Genomic DNA, 24,641 nt, shown 5'->3' with positions numbered 1-24,641 from the left:
CGCGGCTCACCGGGGACGCGGGTGGCTCACCGAGGCGCGGGTGGCGCGTTCGGTGCTCGGTGGGTCGGAGACCGTACGCGGCCATCCGTCCGCGTGGCCTCCGGCAGTCGTACGCCGCCCCGCCGCGGGCAGTCGTGCCCTCCCCCAGTGCCTGGCCCCGGCCTGCCCCCCTCCGGGGGAGGTACGCGCAACCCGGCGCCCCCGCCCCCGCCCCCGGCCCACACCCGCGCCGGCCGCTACATGCGGGATACGTTCCGCTCGTACACCAGGCGGAGCCCCATCAGCGTCAGCCACGGCTCGTGTTCGTCGATGACCGAGGACTCGCCGAGGACCATCGGCGCCAGCCCGCCCGTCGCGATGACCGTGACGTCGTCGGGATCGTCGGCCAGCTCACGGGCCATGCGGCTGACGACGCCGTCGACCTGGCCTGCGAAGCCGTACACGATGCCGGACTGCATCGCCTCCACCGTGTTCTTGCCGATCACGCTCCGCGGCCGGGCCACCTCGATCTTGCGCAGCTGGGCACCCTTGACGCCGAGTGCCTCGACCGAGATCTCGATGCCGGGGGCGATGACCCCGCCGATGTACTCCCCGCGCGCGCTGACCGCGTCGAACGTCGTCGCCGTACCGAAGTCCACGACGATCGCCGGGCCGCCGTAGAGCTCGACGGCCGCGACCGCGTTGATGATGCGGTCGGCGCCGACCTCCTTGGGGTGGTCCGTGAGGATCGGGACGCCCGTCTTGACGCCCGGTTCGACCAGGACCGCGGGGACGTCGCCGTAGTAGCGGCGGGTGACCTCGCGGAGCTCGTGCAGGACCGAGGGGACCGTCGCGCAGATGGCGATGCCGTCGATGCCGTCGCCCAGCTCGTCGCCGAGGAGCGGGTGCATGCCCATCAGGCCCTGGAGGAGGACCGCCAGCTCGTCGGCGGTGCGGCGCGAGTCGGTGGAGATGCGCCAGTGTTCGACGATGTCCTCGCCGTCGAAGAGGCCCAGGACGGTGTGGGTGTTGCCTACGTCGATCGTCAGCAGCATGGGCTCTACTCCGCCGCTCGCAGGTCCAGGCCGATGTCCAGGATCGGGGAGCTGTGGGTGAGGGCGCCCACGGCCAGGTAGTCGACGCCCGTGGCCGCGTACGCCTTGGCGTTGGCGAGGGTCAGGCGGCCCGAGGCCTCCAGGGCGGCCCGGCCGGCGACCAGGGCCACCGCTTCCTCGCACGCCTCCGGGGTGAAGTTGTCCAGGAGGATCAGGTCGGCGCCCGCGTCCACGACCTCGCGGAGCTGGTGCAGGGTGTCGACCTCGACCTCGATGGGGACCTCGGGGAAGCGCTCGCGGACGGCCTGGAAGGCCGCCGCCACGCCGCCGGCGGCCACCACGTGGTTGTCCTTGACCAGGGCCGCGTCCGAGAGGGACATGCGGTGGTTGACGCCGCCGCCGCAGCGGACCGCGAACTTCTCGAGGCTGCGCAGCCCGGGGGTCGTCTTGCGGGTGTCCCGGACCTTCGCCTTCGTGTCCTCCAGGACGTCCGCCCACGCGCGCGTGGCCGTCGCGATGCCCGACAGGCGGCACAGGAGGTTCAGCGCGCTGCGCTCGGCGGTGAGGATGTCGCGGGTGCGGGTGGTGACGGAGAGGAGCTTCTGGCCGGTTTCGACGCGGTCGCCGTCCTCCACGTGGCGTTCCACCTCGAACTCGTCCGTGCAGACGACCGACATCACCGCCTCGGCGACCCTGAGGCCGGCCACCACGCCCGCCTCGCGCGCGGTGAAGTCGGCGGTGGCCACGGCCTCCTCGGGAATGGTCGCGACCGTCGTCACGTCCACGCCGCCCGCCAGGTCCTCCTGGATGGCGAGGTTCGCGAGGTCCTCGACCTCCACGGGGTCGAGTCCGGAGTCCAGCATCAGGGCCGCGAGCGCGGGATCGAGACCGCACTCCATGAAGGCCTCTTCTTCGGTGTCCGCGCCGCAGGCGCAGCCGTCGCCGCAGCCTCCGGTGGAGGCGAGGGGAAGGTCGGGGGTGTTCACTGCTGTCACTGCTCCTGGGGACGCTGCGCCGGCTGGGGGCCGTGGGTGGTCGGGGGGAATTCTGGCGTGTCCGTGGTGTGCACGGCGAGGGATCGGTCCGGGTTCAGGCGTACGACGATGTGGCGGCGCCACGCCGTGTCGTCGCGGTCCGCGTGGTCCTCGCGCCAGTGGCAGCCGCGGGTCTCCTCGCGCTGTGCCGCCGCGGCCACCAGGACGCGGGCCACACAGAGGAGATTGGTGGCCTCCCAGGTGTCGACGCCCGGCTCGGACGTCTTGCCGTTCTCGTGCAGGGCTTCGCGGGCCTCGGTGTGCAGGCGGTGGAGCTGGTCGGCGGCCCGGGTGAGGGAGCTCGCGGAGCGCAGGACGCCGGCGCCCTCGGTCATGATCCGCTGGATGGTGAGGCGGGACTCGGGCGGGAGCAGGGGGTGTGCCGGGTGGGCGGGTTGCGGGAGCGGCGCGGGCACGCGCGCGTGGAGGGTGCCGTCCGCGTGGCCCGCAGCGACGTCGGTGGCGATGCGTTCGGCGTAGACCAGGCCTTCGAGGAGTGAGTTCGAGGCCAGGCGGTTGGCGCCGTGTACGCCGGTGCAGGCGACCTCGCCGCACGCGTACAGGCCCGGGACCGTCGTACGGCCGCGGGCGTCGGTGCGGACGCCGCCGGAGGCGTAGTGGGCGGCCGGGGCGACCGGGACGGGCTCGGTGACCGGGTCGATGCCGTGCGCCCGGCAGGCGGCGAGGATCGTGGGGAAGCGGTGCTCCCACATCGCCGCGCCGAAGTGGCGGGCGTCCAGGTACATGTGCTCGGCGTCCCGCTCCTGCATGCGGCGCGTGATGCCCTTGGCGACGATGTCCCGGGGGGCGAGTTCCGCGAGTTCGTGCTGACCTTGCATGAAGCGCACGCCGTCGGCGTCCACCAGGTGGGCGCCCTCGCCTCGTACCGCCTCCGAGACCAGGGGCTGCTGGCCCTCGGCGTCCGGGCCGAGGAAGAGGACGGTGGGGTGGAACTGGACGAATTCGAGGTCGCTCACCTCGGCGCCCGCGCGCAGGGCGAGCGCGACGCCGTCGCCCGTGGAGACGGACGGGTTCGTCGTCGCCGAGAAGACCTGCCCCATACCGCCGGTGGCGAGGACGACGGCCGGGGCGTGCACCGCCCCGACACCGTCGTGCTGGCCCTCTCCCATGACGTGCAGGGTGACGCCGGCGGTGCGGCCGTCGGTGTCCGTGAGGAGGTCGAGGACGAGGGCGTTCTCGACGGTGCGGATGCCGCGTGCGCGTACCGCCTCGACCAGGGCACGGGAGATCTCCGCGCCCGTGGCGTCGCCTCCGGCGTGGGCGATGCGGCGGCGGTGGTGGCCGCCCTCGCGGGTGAGGGCCAGGCCGCCCTCGGTGGACTCGTCGAAGTGCGCGCCGGTCGCGATGAGGCGGCGTACGGCGTCGGGGCCCTCCGTGACCAGGATGCGGACCGCTTCCTCGTCGCACAGGCCCGCGCCCGCGACCAGGGTGTCGTCCAGGTGCTGCGCGGGGGTGTCGCCCTCGCCGAGGGCCGCCGCGATGCCGCCCTGGGCCCAGCGGGTGGAACCGTCGTCGAGGCGGGCCTTGGTGACGACGACCGTCCGCAGGCCGGCCGCCTCGCAGCGCAGGGCGGCGGTGAGGCCGGCGACGCCGGAGCCGACGACCACCACGTCCGCGGCGATGGCCCAGCCGGGCGCGGGTGCGTGCAGTCGTATGCCTGTGCTGGTCACGAGGCGGCTCCGAAGGTGAGGGGGACGTTGTCGATCAGCCGGGTCGCGCCGACCCGGGCGGCGACGGCGAGGACGGCCTCGCCGGTGTGGTCGTCGCCGACCTCGGTGAAGTCGGACGGGTCCACCAGGGCGAGGTAGTCCAGCTCCAGCGGCGGATTGGCGCGGGCCGCGTCGTCCAGCACCAGGCGGGCGGCGGCCCGGACGGCCGTGACGCTGCCCGGAGCGGACGTGGCGACGGCGTGGGCGTCGGCCGCCGCGCGGGACTCGCCCAGGGCGCTGAGCGCCTCGGCACGCTCGTGCGTGGCGGGTACCTCGCGGGCCCGCGCGCGCAGCGCCTCCTGGGCGGCGTGCCGGTCCAGCCCGGCGAACAGCGCCTGGGAGAGCGCGAGGGCGGTGCGGCGCTCCCGGGTGGAGAGGTAGCGGTTGCGGCTGGACAGGGCCAGGCCGTCCTCCTCCCGGACGGTGGGGACGCCGACGATCTCCACGCCGAAGTTCAGGTCGCGGACCATGCGGCGGATCAGGGCTAGCTGCTGGGCGTCCTTCTGGCCGTAGAGGGCGAGGTCGGGGCGGGTGAGGTGCAGCAGCTTGGCGACGACGGTGAGCATGCCGTCGAAGTGGCCGGGGCGGGATGCGCCCTCCAGGCGTTCGCCCATGGGGCCCGCCGTGACGCGCACCTGGGGTTCGCCGCCCGGGTAGACCTCGTCGACGGCAGGGGCGAAGACGGCGTCCGCGCCCGCCTGTCCGGCGATCCTCAGGTCGGCGTCCAGAGTGCGCGGGTAGCGGTCGAGGTCCTCGCCGGCGCCGAACTGGAGCGGGTTGACGAAGACGGTGACGACGACCTCGCCGTCCGGGCCGGCGAGGTCGCGGGCCGTGCGGATCAGGGTGGCGTGGCCCTCGTGCAGGGCGCCCATGGTCATCACGACGGCCCGGCGGCCGTGACGCACGCGTGCGTGCAGCTCGTCGGCGGTGCGCAGCAGGGCGGGCGGGGCGGTGGTCATCGGGCGTCTCCCCCGGGGCCGTCGGTGCCGTCGGTGCCGTCGGTGCCGTCGGTGCCGTTCGTGCCATCGGGGCCGTCCGAGCGGTCCGAGCGGTCCGTGCGGTCTGTGCGGTCCGTGCGGTGGCCGCCGCCGGTGGCACCCGTGCCGCCCGCGCCCCCCGTGCCGTCGGCGAGCACTCCGAGCAGGTCCTCGGCGAGTTCGGCTTTCAGCAGCCCGTGGTCCAGTGCCCGGTCGGCGGTCGCGCGGGCCATCGCCAGGTAGCCGGCGACGGCCTGCGGGGCGTGGGCCCGCAGTTCCACGATGTGCGCGGCGACCGTGCCCGCGTCCCCGCGCGCGACGGGGCCGGTGAGGGCCGCGTCACCAGAGCGCAGGGCGTTGTCGAGGGAGGCGCCCAGCAGCGGGCCGAGCATCCGGTCGGGGGCCTCGACGCCGGCCGTGCGCAGCAGCTCCATGGACTGGGCGACCAGGGTGACCAGGTGGTTGGCGCCCAGGGCGAGCGCGGCGTGGTAGAGCGGGCGCTTGTCCTCGGCGATCCATTCCGGCTCGCCGCCCATCTCGATGACCAGGGCCTCGGCGGCCAGCCTCAGTTCCTCGGGCGCGGTGACGCCGAAGGAGCAGCCGGCCAGGCGCTGGACGTCCACGGGGGTACCGGTGAAGGTCATCGCCGGGTGCAGGGCCAGCGGCAGGGCGCCGGCCCGCAGCGCGGGGTCCAGGACCCTCGCGCCGTACCGCCCGGAGGTGTGCACGAGCAGCTGGCCCGGCCGCACCGCGCCGGTCTCGGCGAGCCCGGTCACCAGGCCGGGCAGGGCGTCGTCCGGGACCGTCAGCAGCACCAGCTCGGCGCGCTCGAGGACCTCGGCGGGCCGCATGAGCGGCACGTCGGGCAGGAGCGCCGCGGCGCGCCGTCTCGAGGCGTCGGAGACGCCGGAGACGGCCACCGGGCGGTGCCCGGCGAGCTGGAGGGACGCGGCCAGCGCGGGGCCCACGCGTCCGGCGCCGACGACGCCTACGGTGAGCCGCGCGGGGCGGTCCTTGGGGTCTGGCTGTGGGGTTGTGTTCACGCGACGGCGGCCTTCCCGTTCCAGTCCGCTCGGGGTACCGGACGATTTCTCGTCATGTTAACGCGATTGGTTCGGGGGACGTCCGGTCGTCCACAGGCTGTGGGTTTCCGTGCGGGGGCGCGGCACACCTTCACCACGCGTTCACCGCGCGCGGGAACGCGTGGCGGAACCGGTGGCGGAACCTGTGGGGAAACCCGGGTGCCCGCGCCGGCGTCCGCACGGCATGATCCCGGCATGAGCGACACCGGCATGAGCGATACGGCAGAGCAAGCAGAGCAAGCGGAATCGGCCCAGGAGCGCGCCGGGCGGCTCCGGGAGCGGCGCGTGACCGCCCACCGCGGCGCCCGGCGCGTACTCGTCGGCCCGGGGTTCGCCACCACCCTGCGCGAACGGCTCGCCCTGCTGGACGGGGCCGCCGAGCTGTACGACCTCGCCGCGCCGGCCGACGTGTACGGCAACGGTGTCGTGGAGGCGCTGGAGGAGAAGGTCGCCGCCCTGCTCGGCGCCGAGGCCGCCGCCTTCTTCCCGACCGGCACCATGGCCCAGCAGGTGGCCCTGCGCTGCTGGGCGGGCCGCACCGGCAACCCGGTCGTCGCCCTGCACGGGCTCAGCCATCCCGAGCTGCACGAGCGCGACGCCTTCAGCCTGGTCAGCGGGCTGCGCCCGGTGCGGGTGACCAGCGAGCCCCGGCTGCCGACCGCCGACGAGGTGCGCGACTTCGACGAGCCGTTCGGGGCGCTGATGCTGGAGCTGCCGCTCAGGGAGGCCGGTTTCGTACTGCCCACCTGGGAGGAGCTCACCGAGGTCGTCGAGGCCGCGCGGGAGCGCGACGCGGTGGTCCACTTCGACGGGGCCCGCCTGTGGGAGACCACCGTCCACTTCGGCCGTCCACTGGCCCCGATCGCGGGCCTGGCGGACAGCGTGTACGTCTCGTTCTACAAGTCCCTCAAGGGCTACGGCGGCGCCGCCCTGGCCGGCCCCCGGACGCTGATCGAGGAGACGAAGGCCTGGCGGCACCGGTACGGCGGCGCGGTGTTCCAGCAGTTCCCCACGGTGCTGTCGGCCCTGGCCGGCCTGGAGCGCGAGCTGCCCCGGCTGCCGGAGTACGTGGCGCACGCGCGTGTGGTGGCCGCCGCGCTGCGGGAGGGCTTCGCGGCGGCCGGGCTGCCGTGGGCGCGGGTGCACCCCGAGGAGCCGCACACCCACGAGTTCCAGGTCTGGCTGCCGTACGACGCCGAGGTCGTCGGCGAGGCCGCGGTCCGGCAGGGCGAGGAGACGGGGACCCTGCTCTTCTCGCGGGGGTGGGACACCCCCGGCCCCGGGCTCGCCGTCACCGAGGTCGGGGTGGACGAGGCGGGCCTGGACTGGACGTCCGACGACGTCAAGGCGGCGGTCGCCGACTTCGCGGCCCGGCTGGCGGGCTGAACGGCAGCGCGCCGGCCGCCCGCCCCGGCCAACGGCTCGTGTCAGCCGAGAGCCCGCGGCCGGAGGGACCGCCACCGGTGCAGGGCCCGCCGCACGCGCCCGTGCGCCGGGCGGCCGGCGAGCGCGGCCTGGAACTGGCGGCGGTCGTGCCACTCGCGCACGACCTGCCAGTCGTTGGCGCCGGGTGCGGGCGGCGCCTGCTCGCCGAGCTGCCGGGCACGGTAGGTGTCGAGGAGGTACTGCTGCGTGATGCTCATGGGGATCGCCTTCTCGGGAGACGTAGCGGCTGAAGAGGGAACGGGCTCCGCGGCTGCCCTGGTGACTCCAGGCTGCTCCGGTACGGCTCCGCGGTCGCGCCGATTGACGGCGACGGTCAATCGGCGGCGGCGTTGTCGGTGGCGGGGTGCACCATGAGGACATGAGCGTGCGCATCGACATCACGGGGCTGCGGCCGGAGAGGATCGCCGTCGTGCCCTCACCGCTGGCCGAGCTGGGCATGGCGCTGCACGCGCTGTCCGAGCCGGGACACCACCCGGGCCTGCAGGGCTGGGCGACGGGCGTGACCGCCCGGCTGGACTCGCATCTGGCCGACCGGATGTGCGAGGCCGACTTCCTGTGGCGGACGACCTTCTCGGACCTGTTCATGCCGTTCGCCGGCGTGCCGGGCCGCAGCACGCTGCCCGGCGCCACCCTCGCCGAGGATCTGGACCTGCTCGACAAACTGTCCGACGAGCAGTTCGTGGACGCGGCGCTGGAGTTCACCTGCGCCCTGCCGTACAGCACCGGTGGCACCTCCGCGCTCACCGACGCCGAGGTGCGCCGGCGCGCACTGGACCTGGCCGCCGCGCGCGGACCGCAGCAACTGCGCTTCAGCGAGCGGCTGCTGGCCGACCCGCCGCTCATCCGGGGCTGGCTGCGGCAGTTCGCGCGGGACTGCGACGACGCGTTCTTCGCGGAGGCCTGGGCGCGCCTGCGCCACCAGCTCACGGCGGACGCCCGCCACAAGACGGACCTGCTGCACCGCAAGGGCCTCGCCGAGGCGCTGGCCGCCGTGTCCCCGGCGGTCACGCTGGACGAGGGCGCCGCGCGGATCACGGTCGACAAGCTGGGCGACGGCCGTTCGGCGACGGCGGACGGCGGGCTGCTGCTCGTCCCGACGAGCCTGGGCTGGCCGCATCTGATGGTCCTGCACCGGCACGACTGGCAGCCGGTGCTGCACTACCCCGTCGGCTCTCCCGAGCTGGCCTCACCGCCGTCGGTCGAGCAGCTCACGCTGCGGATGACCGCGCTGTCCCACCCGGTGCGGATGCGGATCTGCCGCCACCTGGCCCGCAGCGCGTACACCACCAGCGAGCTGGCGCAGGCGCACGGCGTGACGCCCCCGGAGATATCCCGGCACCTGGGCGTGCTGAAGAAGGCGGGTCTGATCACCACCCGCCGCCGCGGCCGGTACGTCCTGCACCAGTTGGACGTGACGGTGGTGGCCCGGCTGGGCAGCGACTTCCTGGAGGGCATACTCCGCTGACCCACCGCACAACCACCGCTGAACCACCGCTGAACCATCGCTGAACCACCGCTGAACCACCGCGGGAACGCGGTCAGTCGAAACGGATGTGGCGCAGCCCCACGCCCGCCTGCCGCAGCCGTGTCCGCAGCGCGCCCTCGCGGTTGGGCTCGAGGGTGAGCCCCGCCAGCACGGCGATCCGGTCAGCGGTCTTCGGGACGGTGGCGTGGTCCGTCCACAGGTGCTCGGCGAACTCCGGCTCGGCCAGCCGCTCCAGGCAGTGGTCGAGCCGCCGCACGGCCCAGCTCTCGCGGCGCAGTCCGGCGTCCTTCCCGGCGACGTACCGCAGGACCTGTCCGAGACCCCGCTCGTGCAGCCGTCGCAGTACGGTCTCGCGTTCCGCGAGGAGGGTGAAATGGCGGACGTCGTGGCCCAGTTCGCGCAGCCGGCCGACGGTCTCGGCGAAATAGCCGGAGTCCGTCACCGTCATGGGTGCGATCACCACACCGTCCTGCCGGGTGAGGGCCAGGTCGAGGACCTCCACCACGCCCTGCCGCCAGGAGGCCAGATCCTGGAAGTCGTCTATCAGCGGGCTCCGCCCGCGGGCCCCGCGCAGCTCGGGCGGCAGCACGCGGCGCAGGCCGAAGCCGGCGTGCTCGGGGTCGCAGATCACACTGCCGGGGAGCCGGCGCCGTATCTCGTGTGCGGTCTGTGTCTTGCCGCCCCCGAAGGGGCCGTTGATCCACAGGAGCATGCGGGGCACCTTACCGACGCGGGCCCGTCACGGGGCGCGGTCAGCCCTGTCCGCCGCCCGCCCGCACCAGTCCGGTCTCGTAGGCGAGGACCACCACCTGCACCCGGTCCCGCAGCCCGAGCTTGGTCAGGATGCGGCCCACGTGCGTCTTGACGGTCGCCTCCGACAGCACGAGCCGGGCCGCGATCTCCCCGTTGGACAGGCCCTGCGCGACCAGCACCATCACCTCGCGCTCGCGCTCGGTGAGCCGCTGGAGCTCCTTGTGCCGGGGCTCCTGGCCAGTGGCCGGCAGCATCGGCGCGAACCGGTCCAGGAGCCGGCGGGTGGTCGAGGGGGCGACCACCGCGTCGCCGCTGTGCACGGAGCGGATCGCGGCGAGCAGTTCGCCCGGCGGCACGTCCTTGAGCATGAAGCCGGAGGCACCCGCCTTCAGCGCCGAGAAGGCGTACTCGTCGAGGTCGAAGGTGGTCAGGATCAGCACCTTGGGCGCGGCCGGGTCCACGCAGATCCGGCTGGTGGTCTCGACGCCGTCGAGCTTGGGCATGCGGACGTCCATCAGGACGACGTCCACCGCTGTGGACCGCAGTACCTGGAGGGCCTCGACACCGTCCCCCGCCTCCGCGACGACCTCCATGTCCGGCTGGGCCGCCAGCACCATCCGGAACCCGGTGCGCAGCAGCACCTGGTCGTCGACGAGCATTACGCGGATAGCCATCGGGGCCTCTTCCTTACAGGTGTCAACGCGGTACGTGCGTATGGGGGCGGGTGTCAGTGTGCGGGTTTCAGGGGCAGCAGCGCACTGATGCGGAATCCTCCGCCCTGCCGCGGGCCCGCGTCCAGGGTGCCGCCGACCATGCCGACCCGCTCGCGCATGCCGATCAGGCCGTGGCCCTGGCCGTCGAAGCCGCCCTCCTCGTAGAGCTCGTGCGGGGCGCCCTTGCCGTCGTCCTCGATGAGCAGCCCGAGCCCGTCGTCGAAGTAGACCAGGCGCACGCTCGCGCCCGCGTTGGGGCCGCCGTGCTTGCGCGTGTTGGTCAGCGCCTCCTGCACGATCCGGTACGCGGTGAGCTCGACACCGCTGGGCAGCTCGCGCGGGGTGCCCTCGACCTTGAAGTCGACGGGGAGCCCGGAGCCGCGGCATTCCTCGACGAGGTCCTCGATCTGCCGGACGTCGGGCTGCGGGACGTACTCGCCGGCCTCCTGGTGCTCGCCGGTACGGAGCACGCCAAGCAGGCGGCGCATCTCGGCGAGGGCCTGGCGGCCGGTGGAGGAGATGGTCTCCAGTGCCTTCTTCGCCTGGTCGGGGGCGGCGTCCAGGACGTAGGCGGCGCCGTCGGCCTGGACCACCATCACCGAGACGTTGTGCGCGACGACGTCGTGCAGCTCGCGCGCGATCCGGGCGCGTTCCGCGGCGACCGCGACCTTGGACTGCGCCTCGCGTTCCCTCTCCAGCCGCGCGGCCCGTTCCTCCAGCTGCGCGAAGTAGGCGCGGCGGGTGCGGATGGAGTCGCCGAGGACCCAGGCGAGGGCGAAGGGCACCGCCTGGAAGACCGTTACGGCGATATTGCTCGCTATGCCCGCGTCCTCCATGGGCCAGCGGAGCTGGGCGACGGGGGCGGCGCACAGCCCCGTGGCCAGCGCGGTCCGGGAGGCCCAGCGGGCGCCGGTCGCGGCCACGGTGTAGACGATCACCAGGAGGGCGAAGTCGGCCGGCATGGTCGACACGTCCAGCACCAGCTGCCCCAGGCCCAGCGCGGCGGCCAGCAGCAGCATCTTCTCCGGCATCAGCCTGCGCAGCGCGATCACCACGCACAGCAGCAGGACGAAGGGAACGATCAGCGGCGTCGCGTCCGTCCCCCGCGCTTCCTCCTGCGGAGCCATGGACATGACGGAGACCCCGAGCAGGACGAGGGCCCAGAAGCAGTCGACCCCGATCGGGTGTCTGCGGAGGAAGTCGTAGAGGCGCTGCACGTAACCAAGCGTAGGGAAGGGAGATAGGTGCAGGGGTCAACCGGAGGGCCGATCCGCATCCTCCGCGCATACTCCGCAAGGTGGAGGCTCCGTTCTCCCGTGCGCCTAGCCTGGCCCTGTGAGACGAGGGACAAGAGGGGTCAGAGGGGCTTCAGGGGCGCAGCAGGACTGGCGGGGTTGGAGGGAAGCGACGCACGACGCCCTCTACGGACCGGCCGGTTTCTACCGCGCGTCCGAGGGGCCGGCCGGGCACTTCCGGACGTCCGTGCACGCGTCGCCGCTGTTCGCCGGAGCCGTGGCACGGCTGCTGTGCCGGGTCGACGAGGCGCTGGGGCGGCCCGCCTCGCTGGACTTCGTGGACATGGCGGCCGGCCGGGGGGAGCTCGTCACCGGCGTACTGGCCGTGCTGCCCGCCGACGTGGCCGCCCGCACGCGCGCGTACGCCGTCGAGGTGGCCGGCCGCCCGGAAGGGCTGGATCACCGGATCGAGTGGCTCGCCGAGCCGCCGGGCGGCGGGCTGACGGGACTGCTCTTCGCCAACGAGTGGCTGGACAACGTACCGGTGGAGGTGGCGGAGGTGGACTCCGCGGGCGTGGCGCGGCGGATCCTCGTCCGGGACGACGGGTCCGAACGGCTCGGGGACCCGGTGGACGGGGCGGAGGCCGAGTGGCTGGCGCGGTGGTGGCCGCTGCCCGCAGAGGCGGGACTGCGGGCCGAGATCGGGCTCCCCAGGGACGCCGCCTGGGCGTCCGCCGTGTCGGCCCTGGACGAGGGACTGGCCGTGGCCGCCGACTACGCCCACACCGTGGACACCCGCCCGCCGTTCGGGACGCTCACCGGCTTCCGCGAGGGGCGGGAGACGGCACCGGTGCCGGACGGGTCGTGCGACATCACCGCGCACGTCGCGCTGGACGCGTGCGCGGCGGCCCACGCGGCGAGGTGCGCTCCGGAGCACACGCCCCCGGCTGCGCTGCTGCGCCCCCAGCGCGATGCCCTGCGCGCCCTGGGTGTCACGGGCGCACGCCCCCCGCTCGCGCTGGCCTCCACCGACCCGGCGGCGTACGTACGCGCTCTCGCGGGCGCCTCGCAGGCCGCCGAACTGCTCGCGCCGGGCGGGTTGGGCGACTTCGTGTGGCTGCTCCAGCCGGTGGGCCCCGTCGACGCCGCCGCACTACTTGTCGATGTCCCCGACCACGAAGAAGAGTGAGCCGAGGATCGCCACCATGTCCGAGACGAGCGTCCCGGGCAGCAGCTCCGCGAGCGCCTGGATGTTGTTGTACGACGCCGAGCGGAGCTTGAGCCGGTACGGGGTCTTCTCGCCCTTGCTGACCAGGTAGTAGCCGTTGATGCCGAGTGGGTTCTCGGTCCACGCGTACGTGTGGCCCTCGGGCGCCTTCAGCACCTTCGGGAGCCGCTGGTTGACCGGCCCGGGCGGCAGCTCGGCCAGGCGGTCCAGGCAGGCGTCGGCCAGGGCGAGGGCGTTGTGCGTCTGCTCCAGGAGGCACTCGAAGCGGGCGAGGCAGTCGCCGTCGGTGCGGGTGACGACCTTCAGGGTGTCCTGGAGTTCGCCGTAGGCGAGGTACGGCTCGTCGCGGCGCAGGTCGAAGTCGACGCCCGAGGCGCGGGCGATCGGCCCGCTGACGCCGTAGGCGTGCACGGCCTCGGGCGACAGGGCACCGACCCCGCGTGTGCGCCCCCGGAAGATCTCGTTGCCGAGCACCAGGTCGTCGAAGACGTCCATGCGCGAACGCACGGCGGCGACGGCGCCCCGCGCGCGCGTGGGCCAGCCGGCCGGCAGGTCCTCCTTGAGGCCGCCGACGCGGTTGAACATGTAGTGCATGCGCCCGCCGGAGACCTCCTCCATGACGTTCTGGAGGACCTCCCGCTCCCGGAAGGCGTAGAAGACCGGGGTGATGCCGCCCAGTTCCAGCGGGTACGACCCGAGGAACATCAGGTGGTTGAGGACCCGGTTCAGCTCCGCGAGCAGCGTCCGCGTCCACACGGCGCGCGTGGGGACCTCCATGCCGAGCATCCGCTCCACCGCGAGGACCACGCCCAGCTCGTTGGAGAACGCCGAGAGCCAGTCGTGGCGGTTGGCGAGCACGATGATCTGACGGTAGTCACGGGCCTCGAACAGCTTCTCCGCGCCGCGGTGCATGTAGCCGATCACGGGCTCCGCGCTCGTGATGCGCTCGCCGTCCAGGACGAGCCGCAGCCGCAGCACGCCGTGCGTGGACGGATGCTGGGGCCCGATGTTGAGCACCATGTCGGTGCTCTCCGCGGCACCGCCGATACCGACCGTGGTCTCCGTCGTAGGAGTCATGCGCACAGTGTCCCCTACGTACGCTGGCTCCATGGAGACGGGGAGCCCTGACGACACGGGCACGGCGGAGCCGACGGAGCCGACGGAGCCGGTGCGGGACCAGCCGGTGTGGACCGGCCTGCCGCCGGGGCTGCTACGCATGCGGCGGCTGTCGCTGGTGGTGTGGCTGGGCCTGCTGACGCTCGCCGCGGGTCTGCTGCCCGGACTGTTCCTGGGCCCCTTCTGGGCGGCCCTGGCGCTGCTGCCGGCGGCCCTGCTGGCGTGGGGCTGGATGATGCTGGAGCGCAACTGGCGATCCTGGCGGTACGCCGAGCGCGCCGACGACCTGCTGATCAGCCGAGGCGTGCTGTGGCAGGAGGAGACCGTCGTCCCGTACGGGCGGATGCAGCTGGTCGAGGTGACCTCGGGCCCGGTCGAGCGCCACTTCGGCCTGGCCAGCGTGCAGCTCCACACGGCCGCCGCGGCGACCGACGCGACCATCCCCGGCCTCGACCCGGCCGAGGCGGAACGCCTCCGCGACCGGCTCACCGAGCTGGGCGAGGCCCGATCGGCGGGGCTGTGACGGGGCCCGGGGCCGCGGACGGCCCGGCGGGGACCGGAGACACCGCGACCGGGGCAGAGGACCGCGTTGCCGGGGCGGGGAACGGCACGAGCGGGGCCAGGGACGGCACGAGCGGGGGCGGGGACGGCACGAGCGGGGGCGGGAGCCGGACAGAGGAGCGCGTGAACGGGGCCGAGAAGGACGTCGCCGGGCCCGGAAAGGGTGGCATCGGATCCGGAAACGGTGGCACCGGGCCCGGAAACGGTGGCACCGGGCCCGGAAACGGTGGCACCGGGCCCGGAAGCGGTGTCGTCGAACGGCGGTTGCACCCCGTCACACCGTTGCGCCGAGCGTGGGCGCCGGTCGCCGTGATCGTCGGGTGGGCCGTGCACGACCCCGATCAGGCGCAGCGCCAGCTGTCGCGGCTGACCACGACCACGCTGCTGATCGGGCTCGCCGTGCTGATCCCGGCCGCCGCCCTGTACGGCTTCCTGACCTGGTGGTTCACGCACTTCGCGGTGACCGACACCGAACTGCGCATCCGTACCGGCCTGCTGTTCCGGCGCACCGCGCACATCCGGCTCGAACGCATCCAGGCCGTCGACGTCACCCAGCCGCTGCTCGCCCGCGTCGCGGGGGTCGCCAAGCTGAAACTCGACGTCATAGGCACCGGCAAGAAGGACGAACTGGCCTTCCTGGGCGCGGACGAGGCACGCGCGCTACGGGCCGAGCTGCTCGCGCGCGCCGCCGGACTCGCGCCCGAGACCGCGCACGAGGTCGGCGAGGCACCCTCGCGGCAGTTGCTGCGCGTGCCGCCCGGCGTCCTCGCCGTCTCACTGCTGCTGACCGGCGCGACCTGGGGCACGCTGATCGCCGCCGTCGTCGTACCGACGCTGCTGTGGCTGGCCACCCACAACCTGTGGACAGTCCTGGCGACCGCCCTGCCCCTGCTGGGCGCGGCGGGCGCGAGCAGCGCGGGCCGGTTCGTCGGGGAGTACGACTGGACGGTGGCCGAGTCCCCGGACGGGCTGCGCCTCGACCACGGGCTGCTGGACCGCGCCCACGAGACCGTGCCGCCGGGCCGGGTGCAGACCGTGCGGATCGTGGAGCCGGTGCTGTGGCGGCGGCGCGGGTGGGTGCGGGTGGAGCTGGACGTGGCCGGGTCGTCGAACTCCGTGCTGCTGCCGGTGGCCCCGCGCGAGATCGCCGAGTCGGTCGTGGCGCGCGTGCTGCCCGGGGTGACCGTGCCGGCGGACGCGGTGCTGTCGCGCCCGCCGCGGCGGGCGGCGCGTTGCCGGCCGCTGTGGTGGCGCGGCTACGGGCTCGCCGTCACCGACGCGGTCTTCGCCGCCCGGTACGGGCTGCTGCGCCGCAGCCTGGCGCTGGTGCCGCACGCCAAGGTGCAAAGTGTCCGGCTCACCCAGGGGCCGTGGCAGCGAGCGCTGCGGCTGGCCGACGTACGGGTGGACACGGGGGCGAACAAGACCGTGACCGCGCGGCTGCGCGACGCCGACGAGGCGGCTCGGCTGCTGCGGGCGCAGGCGGAGCGGTCCCGGACCGGACGGCGGGACGCGCTGCCGGACCGGTGGATGGCCTGAGGCCCGGCCGACCGGAGCCGGCCGGGGAGCCGGCCGTCGTCAGGACACCGCGCTGCGCAGCCGCTGTACGTCGATCTGCTCCGTCTCGTCGTGGGCCGTCAGGTCGATCACCTGGCCCACGCCGCGGGACTCCTCGCCGGCCGGCTTGAAGGCCGCCTCCGCCTCGGCCTTGTGCAGGGCGAGGGCCTCCTGGCCGACCACGTCGGCGAGGTCCTCGTTCTGCACGGCCTCCAGGACGTCGGGCGACGTGCCGTCCTCGGCGTTCTTCGTGCCGAAGAAGTCGAAGCCGCCCTCGGCCGTCGGACGCCGCGCGGGAGCCGTCGGTGCGACGGCCACCGCGGTCGGCACCGTGAAGTGCCCGGCGGCCTGCCGGGTGGCCTGGGTGGGCTGCGCGGGCCGCTCGTGGGCCTGGTCGGGCCGACCGGGTTGGCCGGACCGACCGGACCGAGTCGTCGGGGAGGCGGCGGGCTGCTCGTGCTCGCCGGCCGCCTCGGGCCGCCCCTGCGCCTCGCCCTCCCGCGCGGACTCGGCCGCCTCCACGCTCTCGCCGCCGCCGTTGCCGCCGCCACCGTCGTCGTCGGAGTCACCGCCGCCGTCGGGGCCCGCGCCGCCGTCACGGTCGCCGCCGTCCGGTGCGGCGGGCGGGTCCTCGTCGAAACGCGCCAGTGCCGCGCTCGCCCGCAGGAACAGCCGGGAGCCCTCGGGAGAGAAGACCGCGGGGGCCTCCTCGTCAGCCTCGGTGGTCTCCGTGGTCTCCGTGGTCTCCGTGGTCGCAGCGGCCTCCTCGGGGGCCTCCCCGGCGGTCGCGGCGCCTTCGGGGAGCGTCTCCTCCACCGCTGCCGTGCGTGCCGCCGGCAGCGCGGGCGCCTGCGGCACGGCCTCTATCTCCAGCAGGCGGCGGCCCTCCAGCGCGGTGGCCCGCTCGGTCTCCGCCGTGGCGTAGCGCCGCAGCAGGGCGGCGTGCTCGTTGCGCAGTCCCGCCAGTTCGGTGCGCTTCGCACGCAGCCGGTGCTCCAGCTTCACGCGCAGCTCGCGCGACTCCTCCAGGTCGGACTCCAGTTCGGCGACCCGTTCCTCGTAGCGCCACTCGTCGCTCGCCCGCGCGCGCGTGAGGTCGGCAACCCGCCTGCCCGCCTGCGCGTCCCAATGCCGCATGACGACCGCGCCGACGACGGCCGTCACCGCGGCGGCCGCGGCCAGTGAGCGCAGGATCATCGCTTCGCTGAACACCCAGGGGCCGAGGGCGCAGACGACGGAGACGCCTGCGATCGCCGACGGAGGAAGCAGCCTGTGCAGGGGCGGGGAATGGCGGTGACGTCCACGTGGCATGGCCAGAAACTTACCGCGCGTAGGCGAATCTTGGCGCCCCGCCCCGTAAAAACACAGCCATCTCCGGCGCATTCACACGGCGTCAGGAATCCACATGCCCGGCGGCAAGCGAATTACTCCAAGATCATTTCCAGTGAACCGCCCGCCACCACCCACCACGCCGTCCGTCACCGCCCGTCGGGACGCCCATCGGGGCGCTCGTGGGGACGCTCATCGGGACGCCCTTGGGGACGCCCGTCGAGCCGCTCGCCGAGCCGCTCGCCGAGCCACTCCAGGGTCGCGGGAATCTCGCGCCGCCACGTATTGAAGTTGTGCCCGCCGCTTTCCAGGATGATCGACGAGATGCGCGTCGGCTTCTTGTCCTTCACTCGCTCGATGAACTTCAGCGTGTCCTTGTAGTTCGTCTCGCCGGACCTGCTGCTGGTGACGAGCAGTGAAGTGTCGGGCGCGGGCGTGTTCTCGAGGCACCACCACAGGTCGGCCCGGTTCCGCCGTCCCTCGTCGCCCTGGAAGAGATCGCCCGTGGTGGGATCGCTGGGCGCGTCGTAGTAGGCGGAGAGCCCGGCCCCCGCGCCGTACACCTCGGGATGGTGCATGGCGAGTTTCAGGGCGCAGTAGCCGCCGGTCGAGTTGCCGACGACGCCCCAGCCGCCCGGCCCGCGGTCCACGCGGTAGTGGGCGCTCACGGCCTCGGGCAGGTCCTCGGCGAAGAACGACTCCGTCTGCGGACCGCCCGGCACGTCCACGCACTCCGTGTCCCGCGGCGGCGCCACCGTGGGCCGCAGCATCACCAGGATCATCGGGCGCATCCGGCCCGCCCCGGCCAGGTCGAGCGCCGTACGCGGGTACTCGAGCTTGTCCACCAGCGCTGACGCCGTGCCCGGGTACCCGGTCAGGACGACGGCCGCGGGGAACGTACGGGCGCGGTGCCGCGCCTGGAAGTACTCCGGCGGCAGATACACGTAGGCGGGCGACGCGATCCGTGTCGTACGGCCGACGACCCGTATCTCCTGGATCCGGCCGGTGACCTCCGGCCGCGCCCCGCCCGTCCGGGTGACCCGACGGTCGCCGACGACCCGCAGCGGACCGTCGGCCTCGTCGGCCGAGTGGTCGACGACCACGCCACGGCCGTTCTCCCGGCCGAACAGGTCCGCCCAGCTGGCGTAGAAGCCGAAGGACTGGTTGGCGACCAGGCCGACCGCGGCGAAGACCGCCGACTGGGTGGCGAACAGCAGACCCACCCGCCCGAGGACCGCCCGCCAGGTCCGCCCGGCCAGCCGCGGCCACAGCCACACCGTGCCGGTGAAGAGCAGCACGCCGGACAGGACCGCCAGCGCCAGCACCGTGTTGCTTGTGAGACCCATGCGTTGCTACCCGCCCTGCGTTTTCCATGCGTCCGTGCGGACCGTCCGCCCGGACCACCAACCGTTCGCACCCCCGTCGCGCCCCCGCGGGCTTTCCGATCGGGCGGAGTGAACCTCTCCCGCCAAGAGACCGTCCTAGAGGGCGCAATGTCGCCGGATGCCCGAAACGGGCCCGGATCCACGGTCTCTCGCAGAACTACGGGTGCGATGTCTGTCAGGACAGATGAGGAAATGTCGGGTGGGGTTCCGACGAAGCCCACCAGCGTACGTCGGTTGCCGCGCGGCCCTCGTCCGGAGGCCGTGCCCCTCCTCGTCGGCCGCGCCTGCGCGCTCGTGGGCCTGCTGGACATCGCCGCCGGCGTCTTCCCACGGTTCCGGCACAGCCGCATGCACTCCCTCGCCGAGGTACTGCCCGGCGCGCTCGGTCCGTTCGCGGCGGCGCTCTCGCTCAGCGCCGGAGTGCTGTTGCTGCTGCTCGCCCACGGACTCAAGCGCCGAAAACGCCGGGCGTGGCGGGCGGCCGTGGCCCTGCTCCCGCTCGGCGCCGTCGCGCAGTTCACGTACCGGCACTCCCTCGTCGGGGTGCTGATCTCCCTCGCGCTGCTCCTGCCCCTGCTCCGGCACCGGGACCAGTTCGCGGCGCTGCCCGACCCGCGCAGCCGGTGGCGGGCGCTCACCAACTTCGTCCTCATGGGCGCCGGTTCCCTCGCCCTCGGGCTCCTCGTCGTCAACGCCCACCCGCACCGCATGGTCGGCGCCCCGAGCCTGGCCGACCGCATCACCCACGTCCTCTACGGCCTGTTCGGCGTCGAGGGCCCGGTCGGCTACCGCGGCAACACCTCCTGGACGGTGGCCTTCTCCCTCGGCGCGCTCGGTCTGATCACCGCCATCACCACCATCTACCTGGCCTTCCGCCCCGAACACCCAGCCGCGCGCCTCACCGAGGACGACGAGACCCGCCTGCGCGCCCTGCTCGCCAGACACGGCCGCCGCGACTCCCTCGGCCACTTCGCGCTGCGCCGCGACAAGGCCGTGGTCTTCTCCCCCAGCGGCAAGGCCGCCGTCACCTACCGCGTCGTCTCCGGGGTGATGCTGGCCAGCGGCGACCCGATCGGCGACGTCGAGGCCTGGCCCGGCGCCATCGAACGCTTCATGGACGAGGCCCGCGCCCACTCCTGGACGCCCGCCGTCATGGGCTGCTCCGAGACCGGCGGCGAGGTGTGGACCCGCGAGACGGGGCTCGACGCCCTCGAACTGGGGGACGAGGCGGTGGTGGACGTCGCGGATTTCTCCCTCGCCGGCCGCGCGATGCGCAACGTGCGCCAGATGGTCAAGCGCATCGAGCGCGCCGGTTACGAGACCCGGGTACGGCGCGTGGCTGACCTCGGCGACGCCGAGCTGGACCGCGTGCGCCGCGCCGCCGACGGCTGGCGCGGCACCGACACCGAGCGGGGCTTCTCCATGGCGCTGGGCCGCATCGGCGACCCCTCCGACGGGGACTGCCTGATAGCCACCGCGCACAAGCAGGACGCCGAGCCCGGCGAGTACGGCGACCTGAAGGCGATCCTGCACTTCGTGCCCTGGGGCACCGACGGGGTGTCGCTCGACCTGATGCGGCGCGACCGCTCGGCCGACCCCGGCATGAACGAACTGCTGATCGTGGCCGCGCTCCAGGGCGCCCCGAAGCTCGGCATCGCGCGCGTCTCGCTGAACTTCGCCATGTTCCGCGCGGCGCTCGCCCGCGGCGAGAAGATCGGCGCGGGGCCGGTGCTGCGGGCCTGGCGCGGACTGCTGGTGTTCCTCTCCCGGTGGTTCCAGATCGAGTCCCTGTACAAGTTCAACGCCAAGTTCCGCCCCCGGTGGGAGCCCCGGTTCGTGGTCTACCGCGCCTCCGCCGACCTGCCGCGCATCGGCTTCGCCGCCATGCAGGCCGAGGGCTTCGTCACCCTCGCCCCGCCCCTCCCCCGCTTCCTGCGCCGCCGCACCGGCACGCGCCGCCCGTGCGCCCACCGGGTGGTGGAGCAGGACGCCCGGACGGCGTGAGGAAACCCGTCCGCACCCCGGGGCCGGGCCGCGCGGGAAGGCCGCCACCTGCGGGGCCTACGCTGAACACATGAGCAAGCAGACCGGCCGCCGCCACCTGGCGGGACTGACCGCATGGGACCGCTGCGCGGTCATGGGGGTCGTCAACGTGACCCCCGACTCCTTCTCCGACGGCGGCCGCTTCTTCGACACCACCGCGGCCATCAAGCACGGCCTCGACCTGGTCGCCGAAGGCGCCGACCTGGTGGACGTCGGCGGCGAGTCCACCCGTCCCGGCGCGACCCGCGTCGACGAGGACGAGGAGCTCAGGCGCGTGGTCCCGGTCGTGCGCGGCCTGGCCTCCGAGGGCGTCACGATCTCCGTCGACACGATGCGCGCCTCGGTCGCCGAGCAGGCCCTCGCGGCGGGCGCCGCCCTGGTCAACGACGTCAGCGGCGGCCTCGCCGACCCCCGGATGATCCCCGTCGTCGCCGACGCCGACGCGCCCTTCGTCGTCATGCACTGGCGTGGCCTCCTGGAGGGCGGCAACGTCAGGGGCGCCTACGACGACGTCGTCACCGAGGTCGTGGACGAGCTCCACGCGCGCGTGCAGGCGGTCGTCGAGGGCGGCGTCGCCCCCGACCGCGTCGTCGTCGACCCGGGGCTCGGATTCTCCAAGGACGCCGAGCACGACCTGGTGCTGCTGGCCCACCTCGACCGCCTCCACGGCCTCGGCCACCCGCTGCTCGTCGCCGCCTCCCGCAAGCGGTTCCTCGGCCGGGTCCTCGCCGGACCGGGGGCCGCTCCGCCGCCCGCACGCGAGCGCGACGCGGCCACGGCCGCCGTCTCCGCGCTCGCGGCGCACGCCGGCGCGTGGGCCGTACGCGTGCACGAGGTACGCGCCACCGCCGACGCCGTACGGGTCGCGCGCGCCGTCGAAGGGGCGCGGACGGCGGACAGCGGACCGGAAGGAGCCCGGTGAACGCGCCCCACCTCGACGTCGAACAGGTCGAGGCCGCCAACACCGCCTTCTACGAGGCACTGGAACAGGGCGACTTCGAAAAGGTGTCCGAGTTCTGGCTCACCCCGTCCGACCTCGGCATCGACGAGTCGTACCACGACCCGGCCGACGCCGGCGTGGTCTCCTGCGTGCACCCGGGCTGGCCGGTGCTCACCGGCCGCGGCGAGGTCCTCCGCTCCTACGCGCTGATCATGGCGAACACGGACTACATCCAGTTCTTCCTCACCGACGTGCACGTCTCCGTGACCGGCGACACCGCCGTGGTGACCTGCACCGAGAACATCCTCAGCGGTGGCCCCGCCCCCGAGGGCGGCGACGAGCTCGGTCCGCTCGTCGGCCAGCTCGTGGTCGCCACCAACGCCTTCCGGCGCACGCCCTCCGGCTGGAAGCTCTGGTCGCACCACGCCTCCCCCGTGCTGGCCGAGACCGAGGACGAGGAGGGCGAGGACACCCCTCCCTGAACCGGGGAGGTATCCGGGGGGCCAAGAAGTGGTTGGAATCACGGGCCGCCGGGTATGGGCGGCTACCAACCCGTGATCCACCGGGGCCGCCAGGGAAAACGCACGGTGAAACCTCCTGGCCTCCGCCCCGCCCCACACCCCCCGTGGCCCGGCGCTGTCGGTGCCCGCGGGTAGATTCGACTGAGGCCGGCCTACCGCCCGCACGTGGTGAGGACCGGCCGAGACCGACGACTGCAGGAGTGATTCGCGTGGATCGTGTCGCGCTGCGCGGCCTGAAGGCCCGCGGGCACCACGGTGTGTTCCCCAAGGAACGCGCGGAGGGCCAGACCTTCCTCGTGGACATCGTCCTCGGCCTGGACACCCGACCGGCCGCGGCCGACGACGACCTGGCGAAGACCGTGCACTACGGCATCGTGGCCGAGGAGGTCGTGGCCGTGGTCGAGGGCGAGCCCGTCAACCTGGTCGAGACGCTCGCCGAGCGCATCGCCCAGGTCTGTCTGAAGCACGAAGGGGTCGAGGAGGTCGAGGTCTGCGTCCACAAGCCGGACGCACCGATCACCGTCCCCTTCGACGACGTGACCGTCACCATCATCCGGAGCCGTGTATGAGCGCCCCGTTCACCAGGGGTCCCAGCGACCCGACCGTACAGCCGGTGCCCGCCTCCGTCATCGAGAAGGTCGACGCCGCGGACATCACGCTGTCCAACCCCAAGCGCGCGGTGATCGCCCTCGGCGCCAACCTCGGCAACCGCCTGGAGACCCTCCAGGGCGCCATCGACGCCCTGGAGGACACTCCGGGCGTGCGCGTCAAGGGCGTCTCGCCGGTGTACGAGACGGAGCCGTGGGGCGTCGACCCCGGCAGCCAGCCGTCGTACTTCAACGCGGTCGTGGTCCTCAAGACCACCCTGCCCCCGTCCTCCCTGCTGGAGCGGGCGCACGCCGTGGAGGAGGCCTTCCACCGCGTCCGCGACGAGCGCTGGGGCCCCCGCACCCTCGACGTCGACATCGTCGCCTACGCCGACGTGGTCTCCGACGACCCGCAGCTCACCCTGCCCCACCCGCGCGCCCACGAACGCGCCTTCGTGCTCGCCCCCTGGCACGACGTGGACCCCGGGGCCCACCTGCCGGGACACGGCCCGGTCGCCGACCTCCTGGACGCCGTCACGCGGGCCGGCGTCGCGCCCCGCGCCGACCTGGAACTCCGGCTGCCCGAGTAGTCGTTAAGGTCGACAGGGTCAGACGGCCGCGCAGGGAACCGAAGGGACACCGGGACACCGTGAAAGAGTTGCGCATCAGGGTGCTGGCCGCCGTGTTCGTCGTCGCCGGGATCCTGTCCTGGGCGGGCGCCCGCCTGTGGAACTCGATCGGGACTCTCCCGAGCGTTCCCCTGGCCGCCCCCATCGTCCTCGCGCTGATCGCCGTGATCCTGCTGGCGACGGCGCTGTCGATCCGCGCCCGCCTGAAGGCCCAGCGAGACCGTGTCCCGGACGCCAAGGGCGTCGACCCGATGATGGCGGCCCGGGCGGTCGTCTTCGGCCAGGCCAGCGCCCTGGTGGCCGCCCTGGTCGCCGGTATGTACGGCGGCACGGGCGTCTTCCTGCTGGAGTACCTCGACATCCCGGCCCGCCGCGACCAGGCCGTCTACGCCGGCCTCTCGGTCGTGGCGGGCATCGGCGTGATAGCGGCCGCGATCTTCCTGGAACGCGTCTGCAAGCTTCCGGAGGACGAGGACGACGACCACCCGGGCGCGGCCACGGCGGCCTGACCCGCCGACGGGCGTCAGCGCGCCATGATCAGGCTCATCGCCTCGTTGCGCGTGGCGACGTCCCGCAACTGGCCGCGCACCGCCGACGTGATGGTCTTCGCGCCGGGCTTGCGGATACCGCGCATCGACATGCACATGTGCTCGCACTCCACGACGACGATCACGCCACGCGGCTCCAGGATCTCCATCAGGGAGTCCGCGACCTGCGTGGTGAGACGTTCCTGCACCTGCGGGCGGCGGGCGTAGACGTCCACCAGGCGAGCCAGCTTGGACAGGCCGGTGATCTTGCCGTTGGTCGACGGGATGTAGCCGACGTGCGCGACACCCCTGAAGGGGACGAGGTGGTGCTCGCAGGTCGAGAAAACCTCGATGTCCTTCACCAGGACCATCTCGTCGTGTCCGAGGTCGAACGTCGTCGTCAGCACGTCCCCCGGCTCCTGCCACAACCCCGCGAATATCTCCCGATACGCCCGCGCCACCCGCGCCGGCGTCTCCCTCAGGCCCTCGCGGTCCGGGTCCTCACCGACCGCGATGAGCAGTTCGCGTACGGCGTTCTCGGCCCGCTTCTCGTCGAACTCGCCGATCTGGCCCTCGCCGTCCAGCGTCACGGGGTCGGTCATCTGATGCCTCGTTCCTGTACTGTCCTGCGGTCGGCATACATTCCGGGCCTGGTGGGGCCACCGGGAGGGGCTGAGTCAGCTCTCCGGGCGGTCCTCCGGGGCTCGTTCCGGAGCCGGGGCCGGAGC

Annotated in this window: 24 protein-coding genes; 11 read left to right on the top strand and 13 right to left on the bottom strand. The window is 73.5% G+C overall.

The window, feature by feature from the left end; genetic code table 11:
• Nucleotides 1–236: 236 nt before the first annotated feature.
• Genes ACZ4V1_RS31680 through ACZ4V1_RS31660 form a run of 5 tightly spaced genes read right to left on the bottom strand, consistent with a single transcriptional unit; the run spans nt 237 to nt 5,818 of the window.
• Nucleotides 237–1,034 carry a type III pantothenate kinase gene (locus ACZ4V1_RS31680; RefSeq protein ID WP_468343140.1) on the bottom strand — a complete coding sequence of 266 codons (798 nt, stop codon included), beginning with the start codon at nt 1,032–1,034 and terminating at the stop codon, nt 237–239.
• A gap of 5 nt (nt 1,035–1,039) precedes the next feature.
• Entirely contained in the window at nt 1,040–2,020 is a 981-nt protein-coding gene (gene nadC / locus ACZ4V1_RS31675; RefSeq protein WP_468343262.1) for a carboxylating nicotinate-nucleotide diphosphorylase, read from the bottom strand.
• A 5-nt stretch (nt 2,021–2,025) separates the two neighbouring features.
• Nucleotides 2,026–3,759 carry an L-aspartate oxidase gene (locus ACZ4V1_RS31670; RefSeq protein WP_468343137.1) on the bottom strand — a complete coding sequence of 578 codons (1,734 nt, stop codon included), beginning with the start codon at nt 3,757–3,759 and terminating at the stop codon, nt 2,026–2,028.
• Nucleotides 3,756–4,757, bottom strand: coding sequence for a pantoate--beta-alanine ligase (panC, locus tag ACZ4V1_RS31665; protein ID WP_468343134.1), 1,002 nt, complete (start codon nt 4,755–4,757; stop codon nt 3,756–3,758). The genes ACZ4V1_RS31670 and panC overlap by 4 nt, the downstream gene beginning before the upstream one ends.
• Entirely contained in the window at nt 4,754–5,818 is a 1,065-nt protein-coding gene (locus tag ACZ4V1_RS31660; protein ID WP_468343131.1) for a Rossmann-like and DUF2520 domain-containing protein, read from the bottom strand. The genes panC and ACZ4V1_RS31660 overlap by 4 nt, the downstream gene beginning before the upstream one ends.
• A gap of 249 nt (nt 5,819–6,067) precedes the next feature.
• Between ACZ4V1_RS31660 and ACZ4V1_RS31655 the strand changes: the two genes are divergently transcribed.
• Nucleotides 6,068–7,243 (top strand): threonine aldolase family protein, encoded by a 1,176-nt coding sequence (locus ACZ4V1_RS31655; protein WP_468343259.1) that lies wholly within the window; start codon nt 6,068–6,070, stop codon nt 7,241–7,243.
• A 41-nt stretch (nt 7,244–7,284) separates the two neighbouring features.
• On the opposite strand, the gene ACZ4V1_RS31650 is transcribed toward ACZ4V1_RS31655, so the two are convergent.
• The gene (locus tag ACZ4V1_RS31650; RefSeq protein WP_468343128.1) at nt 7,285–7,500 is read right to left on the bottom strand and encodes a hypothetical protein; all 216 of its coding nucleotides are present in this window, start codon (nt 7,498–7,500) and stop codon (nt 7,285–7,287) included.
• A gap of 161 nt (nt 7,501–7,661) precedes the next feature.
• Here ACZ4V1_RS31650 and ACZ4V1_RS31645 point away from each other — a divergent pair, with 161 nt between their 5' ends.
• Nucleotides 7,662–8,768, top strand: a complete 1,107-nt coding sequence (locus ACZ4V1_RS31645) for a DUF5937 family protein (protein ID WP_468343125.1) — start codon at nt 7,662–7,664, stop codon at nt 8,766–8,768.
• A gap of 73 nt (nt 8,769–8,841) precedes the next feature.
• Here ACZ4V1_RS31645 and ACZ4V1_RS31640 read toward each other — a convergent pair whose 3' ends face one another.
• From ACZ4V1_RS31640 to ACZ4V1_RS31630, 3 genes are read right to left on the bottom strand one after another with little or no spacing between them, the layout of a single operon-like run.
• A complete protein-coding gene (locus ACZ4V1_RS31640; RefSeq protein WP_468343122.1) occupies nt 8,842–9,501 on the bottom strand; it encodes an AAA family ATPase in 660 nt (219 codons plus the stop codon).
• Nucleotides 9,502–9,541: 40 nt separating this feature from the next.
• The gene (locus tag ACZ4V1_RS31635; protein ID WP_310871979.1) at nt 9,542–10,216 is read right to left on the bottom strand and encodes a response regulator transcription factor; all 675 of its coding nucleotides are present in this window, start codon (nt 10,214–10,216) and stop codon (nt 9,542–9,544) included.
• A 53-nt stretch (nt 10,217–10,269) separates the two neighbouring features.
• A complete protein-coding gene (locus tag ACZ4V1_RS31630) occupies nt 10,270–11,472 on the bottom strand; it encodes a sensor histidine kinase (RefSeq protein WP_468343119.1) in 1,203 nt (400 codons plus the stop codon).
• A gap of 118 nt (nt 11,473–11,590) precedes the next feature.
• Here ACZ4V1_RS31630 and ACZ4V1_RS31625 point away from each other — a divergent pair, with 118 nt between their 5' ends.
• Complete coding sequence (locus ACZ4V1_RS31625; RefSeq protein WP_468343117.1) at nt 11,591–12,679, top strand: SAM-dependent methyltransferase; 1,089 nt, start codon at nt 11,591–11,593, stop codon at nt 12,677–12,679.
• Here the strand turns inward: ACZ4V1_RS31625 and ACZ4V1_RS31620 are convergent.
• Nucleotides 12,644–13,795 (bottom strand): NADH-quinone oxidoreductase subunit D, encoded by a 1,152-nt coding sequence (locus tag ACZ4V1_RS31620; RefSeq protein ID WP_468343114.1) that lies wholly within the window; start codon nt 13,793–13,795, stop codon nt 12,644–12,646. The genes ACZ4V1_RS31625 and ACZ4V1_RS31620 overlap by 36 nt on opposite strands.
• A gap of 31 nt (nt 13,796–13,826) precedes the next feature.
• Between ACZ4V1_RS31620 and ACZ4V1_RS31615 the strand changes: the two genes are divergently transcribed.
• Complete coding sequence (locus ACZ4V1_RS31615; RefSeq protein ID WP_468343111.1) at nt 13,827–14,357, top strand: PH domain-containing protein; 531 nt, start codon at nt 13,827–13,829, stop codon at nt 14,355–14,357.
• Nucleotides 14,358–14,659: 302 nt separating this feature from the next.
• Nucleotides 14,660–15,934 (top strand): PH domain-containing protein, encoded by a 1,275-nt coding sequence (locus ACZ4V1_RS31610; RefSeq protein ID WP_468343108.1) that lies wholly within the window; start codon nt 14,660–14,662, stop codon nt 15,932–15,934.
• Between the two features lie 39 nt (nt 15,935–15,973).
• Here ACZ4V1_RS31610 and ACZ4V1_RS31605 read toward each other — a convergent pair whose 3' ends face one another.
• Both ACZ4V1_RS31605 and ACZ4V1_RS31600 read right to left on the bottom strand, forming a co-directional pair.
• On the bottom strand, nt 15,974–17,263 hold the full coding sequence (locus ACZ4V1_RS31605) for a hypothetical protein (protein WP_468343105.1): 1,290 nt from the start codon (nt 17,261–17,263) through the stop codon (nt 15,974–15,976).
• A gap of 167 nt (nt 17,264–17,430) precedes the next feature.
• Nucleotides 17,431–18,627, bottom strand: a complete 1,197-nt coding sequence (locus ACZ4V1_RS31600) for an alpha/beta hydrolase (RefSeq protein WP_468343102.1) — start codon at nt 18,625–18,627, stop codon at nt 17,431–17,433.
• 231 nt (nt 18,628–18,858) lie between these two features.
• On the opposite strand from ACZ4V1_RS31600, the gene ACZ4V1_RS31595 reads away from it, so the two are divergent.
• The 6 genes from ACZ4V1_RS31595 (at nt 18,859) to ACZ4V1_RS31570 (ending at nt 23,895) form a co-directional block, all read left to right on the top strand.
• Nucleotides 18,859–20,670, top strand: a complete 1,812-nt coding sequence (locus ACZ4V1_RS31595) for a phosphatidylglycerol lysyltransferase domain-containing protein (RefSeq protein WP_468343099.1) — start codon at nt 18,859–18,861, stop codon at nt 20,668–20,670.
• A 70-nt stretch (nt 20,671–20,740) separates the two neighbouring features.
• Nucleotides 20,741–21,631, top strand: a complete 891-nt coding sequence (folP, locus tag ACZ4V1_RS31590) for a dihydropteroate synthase (protein ID WP_468343096.1) — start codon at nt 20,741–20,743, stop codon at nt 21,629–21,631.
• Nucleotides 21,628–22,131 (top strand): nuclear transport factor 2 family protein, encoded by a 504-nt coding sequence (locus tag ACZ4V1_RS31585; RefSeq protein WP_468343093.1) that lies wholly within the window; start codon nt 21,628–21,630, stop codon nt 22,129–22,131. Before folP ends, ACZ4V1_RS31585 begins: the two co-directional genes overlap by 4 nt.
• Nucleotides 22,132–22,379: 248 nt before the next feature.
• The gene (gene folB / locus ACZ4V1_RS31580; protein ID WP_055418628.1) at nt 22,380–22,739 is read left to right on the top strand and encodes a dihydroneopterin aldolase; all 360 of its coding nucleotides are present in this window, start codon (nt 22,380–22,382) and stop codon (nt 22,737–22,739) included.
• A complete protein-coding gene (gene folK, locus ACZ4V1_RS31575) occupies nt 22,736–23,347 on the top strand; it encodes a 2-amino-4-hydroxy-6-hydroxymethyldihydropteridine diphosphokinase (protein WP_468343090.1) in 612 nt (203 codons plus the stop codon). Before folB ends, folK begins: the two co-directional genes overlap by 4 nt.
• A 59-nt stretch (nt 23,348–23,406) precedes the next feature.
• Nucleotides 23,407–23,895, top strand: a complete 489-nt coding sequence (locus ACZ4V1_RS31570) for a DUF3180 domain-containing protein (RefSeq protein ID WP_468343087.1) — start codon at nt 23,407–23,409, stop codon at nt 23,893–23,895.
• A 14-nt stretch (nt 23,896–23,909) separates the two neighbouring features.
• Here ACZ4V1_RS31570 and folE read toward each other — a convergent pair whose 3' ends face one another.
• Nucleotides 23,910–24,515 carry a GTP cyclohydrolase I FolE gene (gene folE, locus ACZ4V1_RS31565; RefSeq protein ID WP_468343084.1) on the bottom strand — a complete coding sequence of 202 codons (606 nt, stop codon included), beginning with the start codon at nt 24,513–24,515 and terminating at the stop codon, nt 23,910–23,912.
• Nucleotides 24,516–24,641 lie beyond the last annotated feature (126 nt).

It is taken from the genome of Streptomyces sp. NPDC028991, from assembly GCF_055564775.1.
The sequence above is the reverse complement of the archived record's forward strand: the minus strand, read 5'-3'. Positions and strand labels throughout refer to the sequence as shown.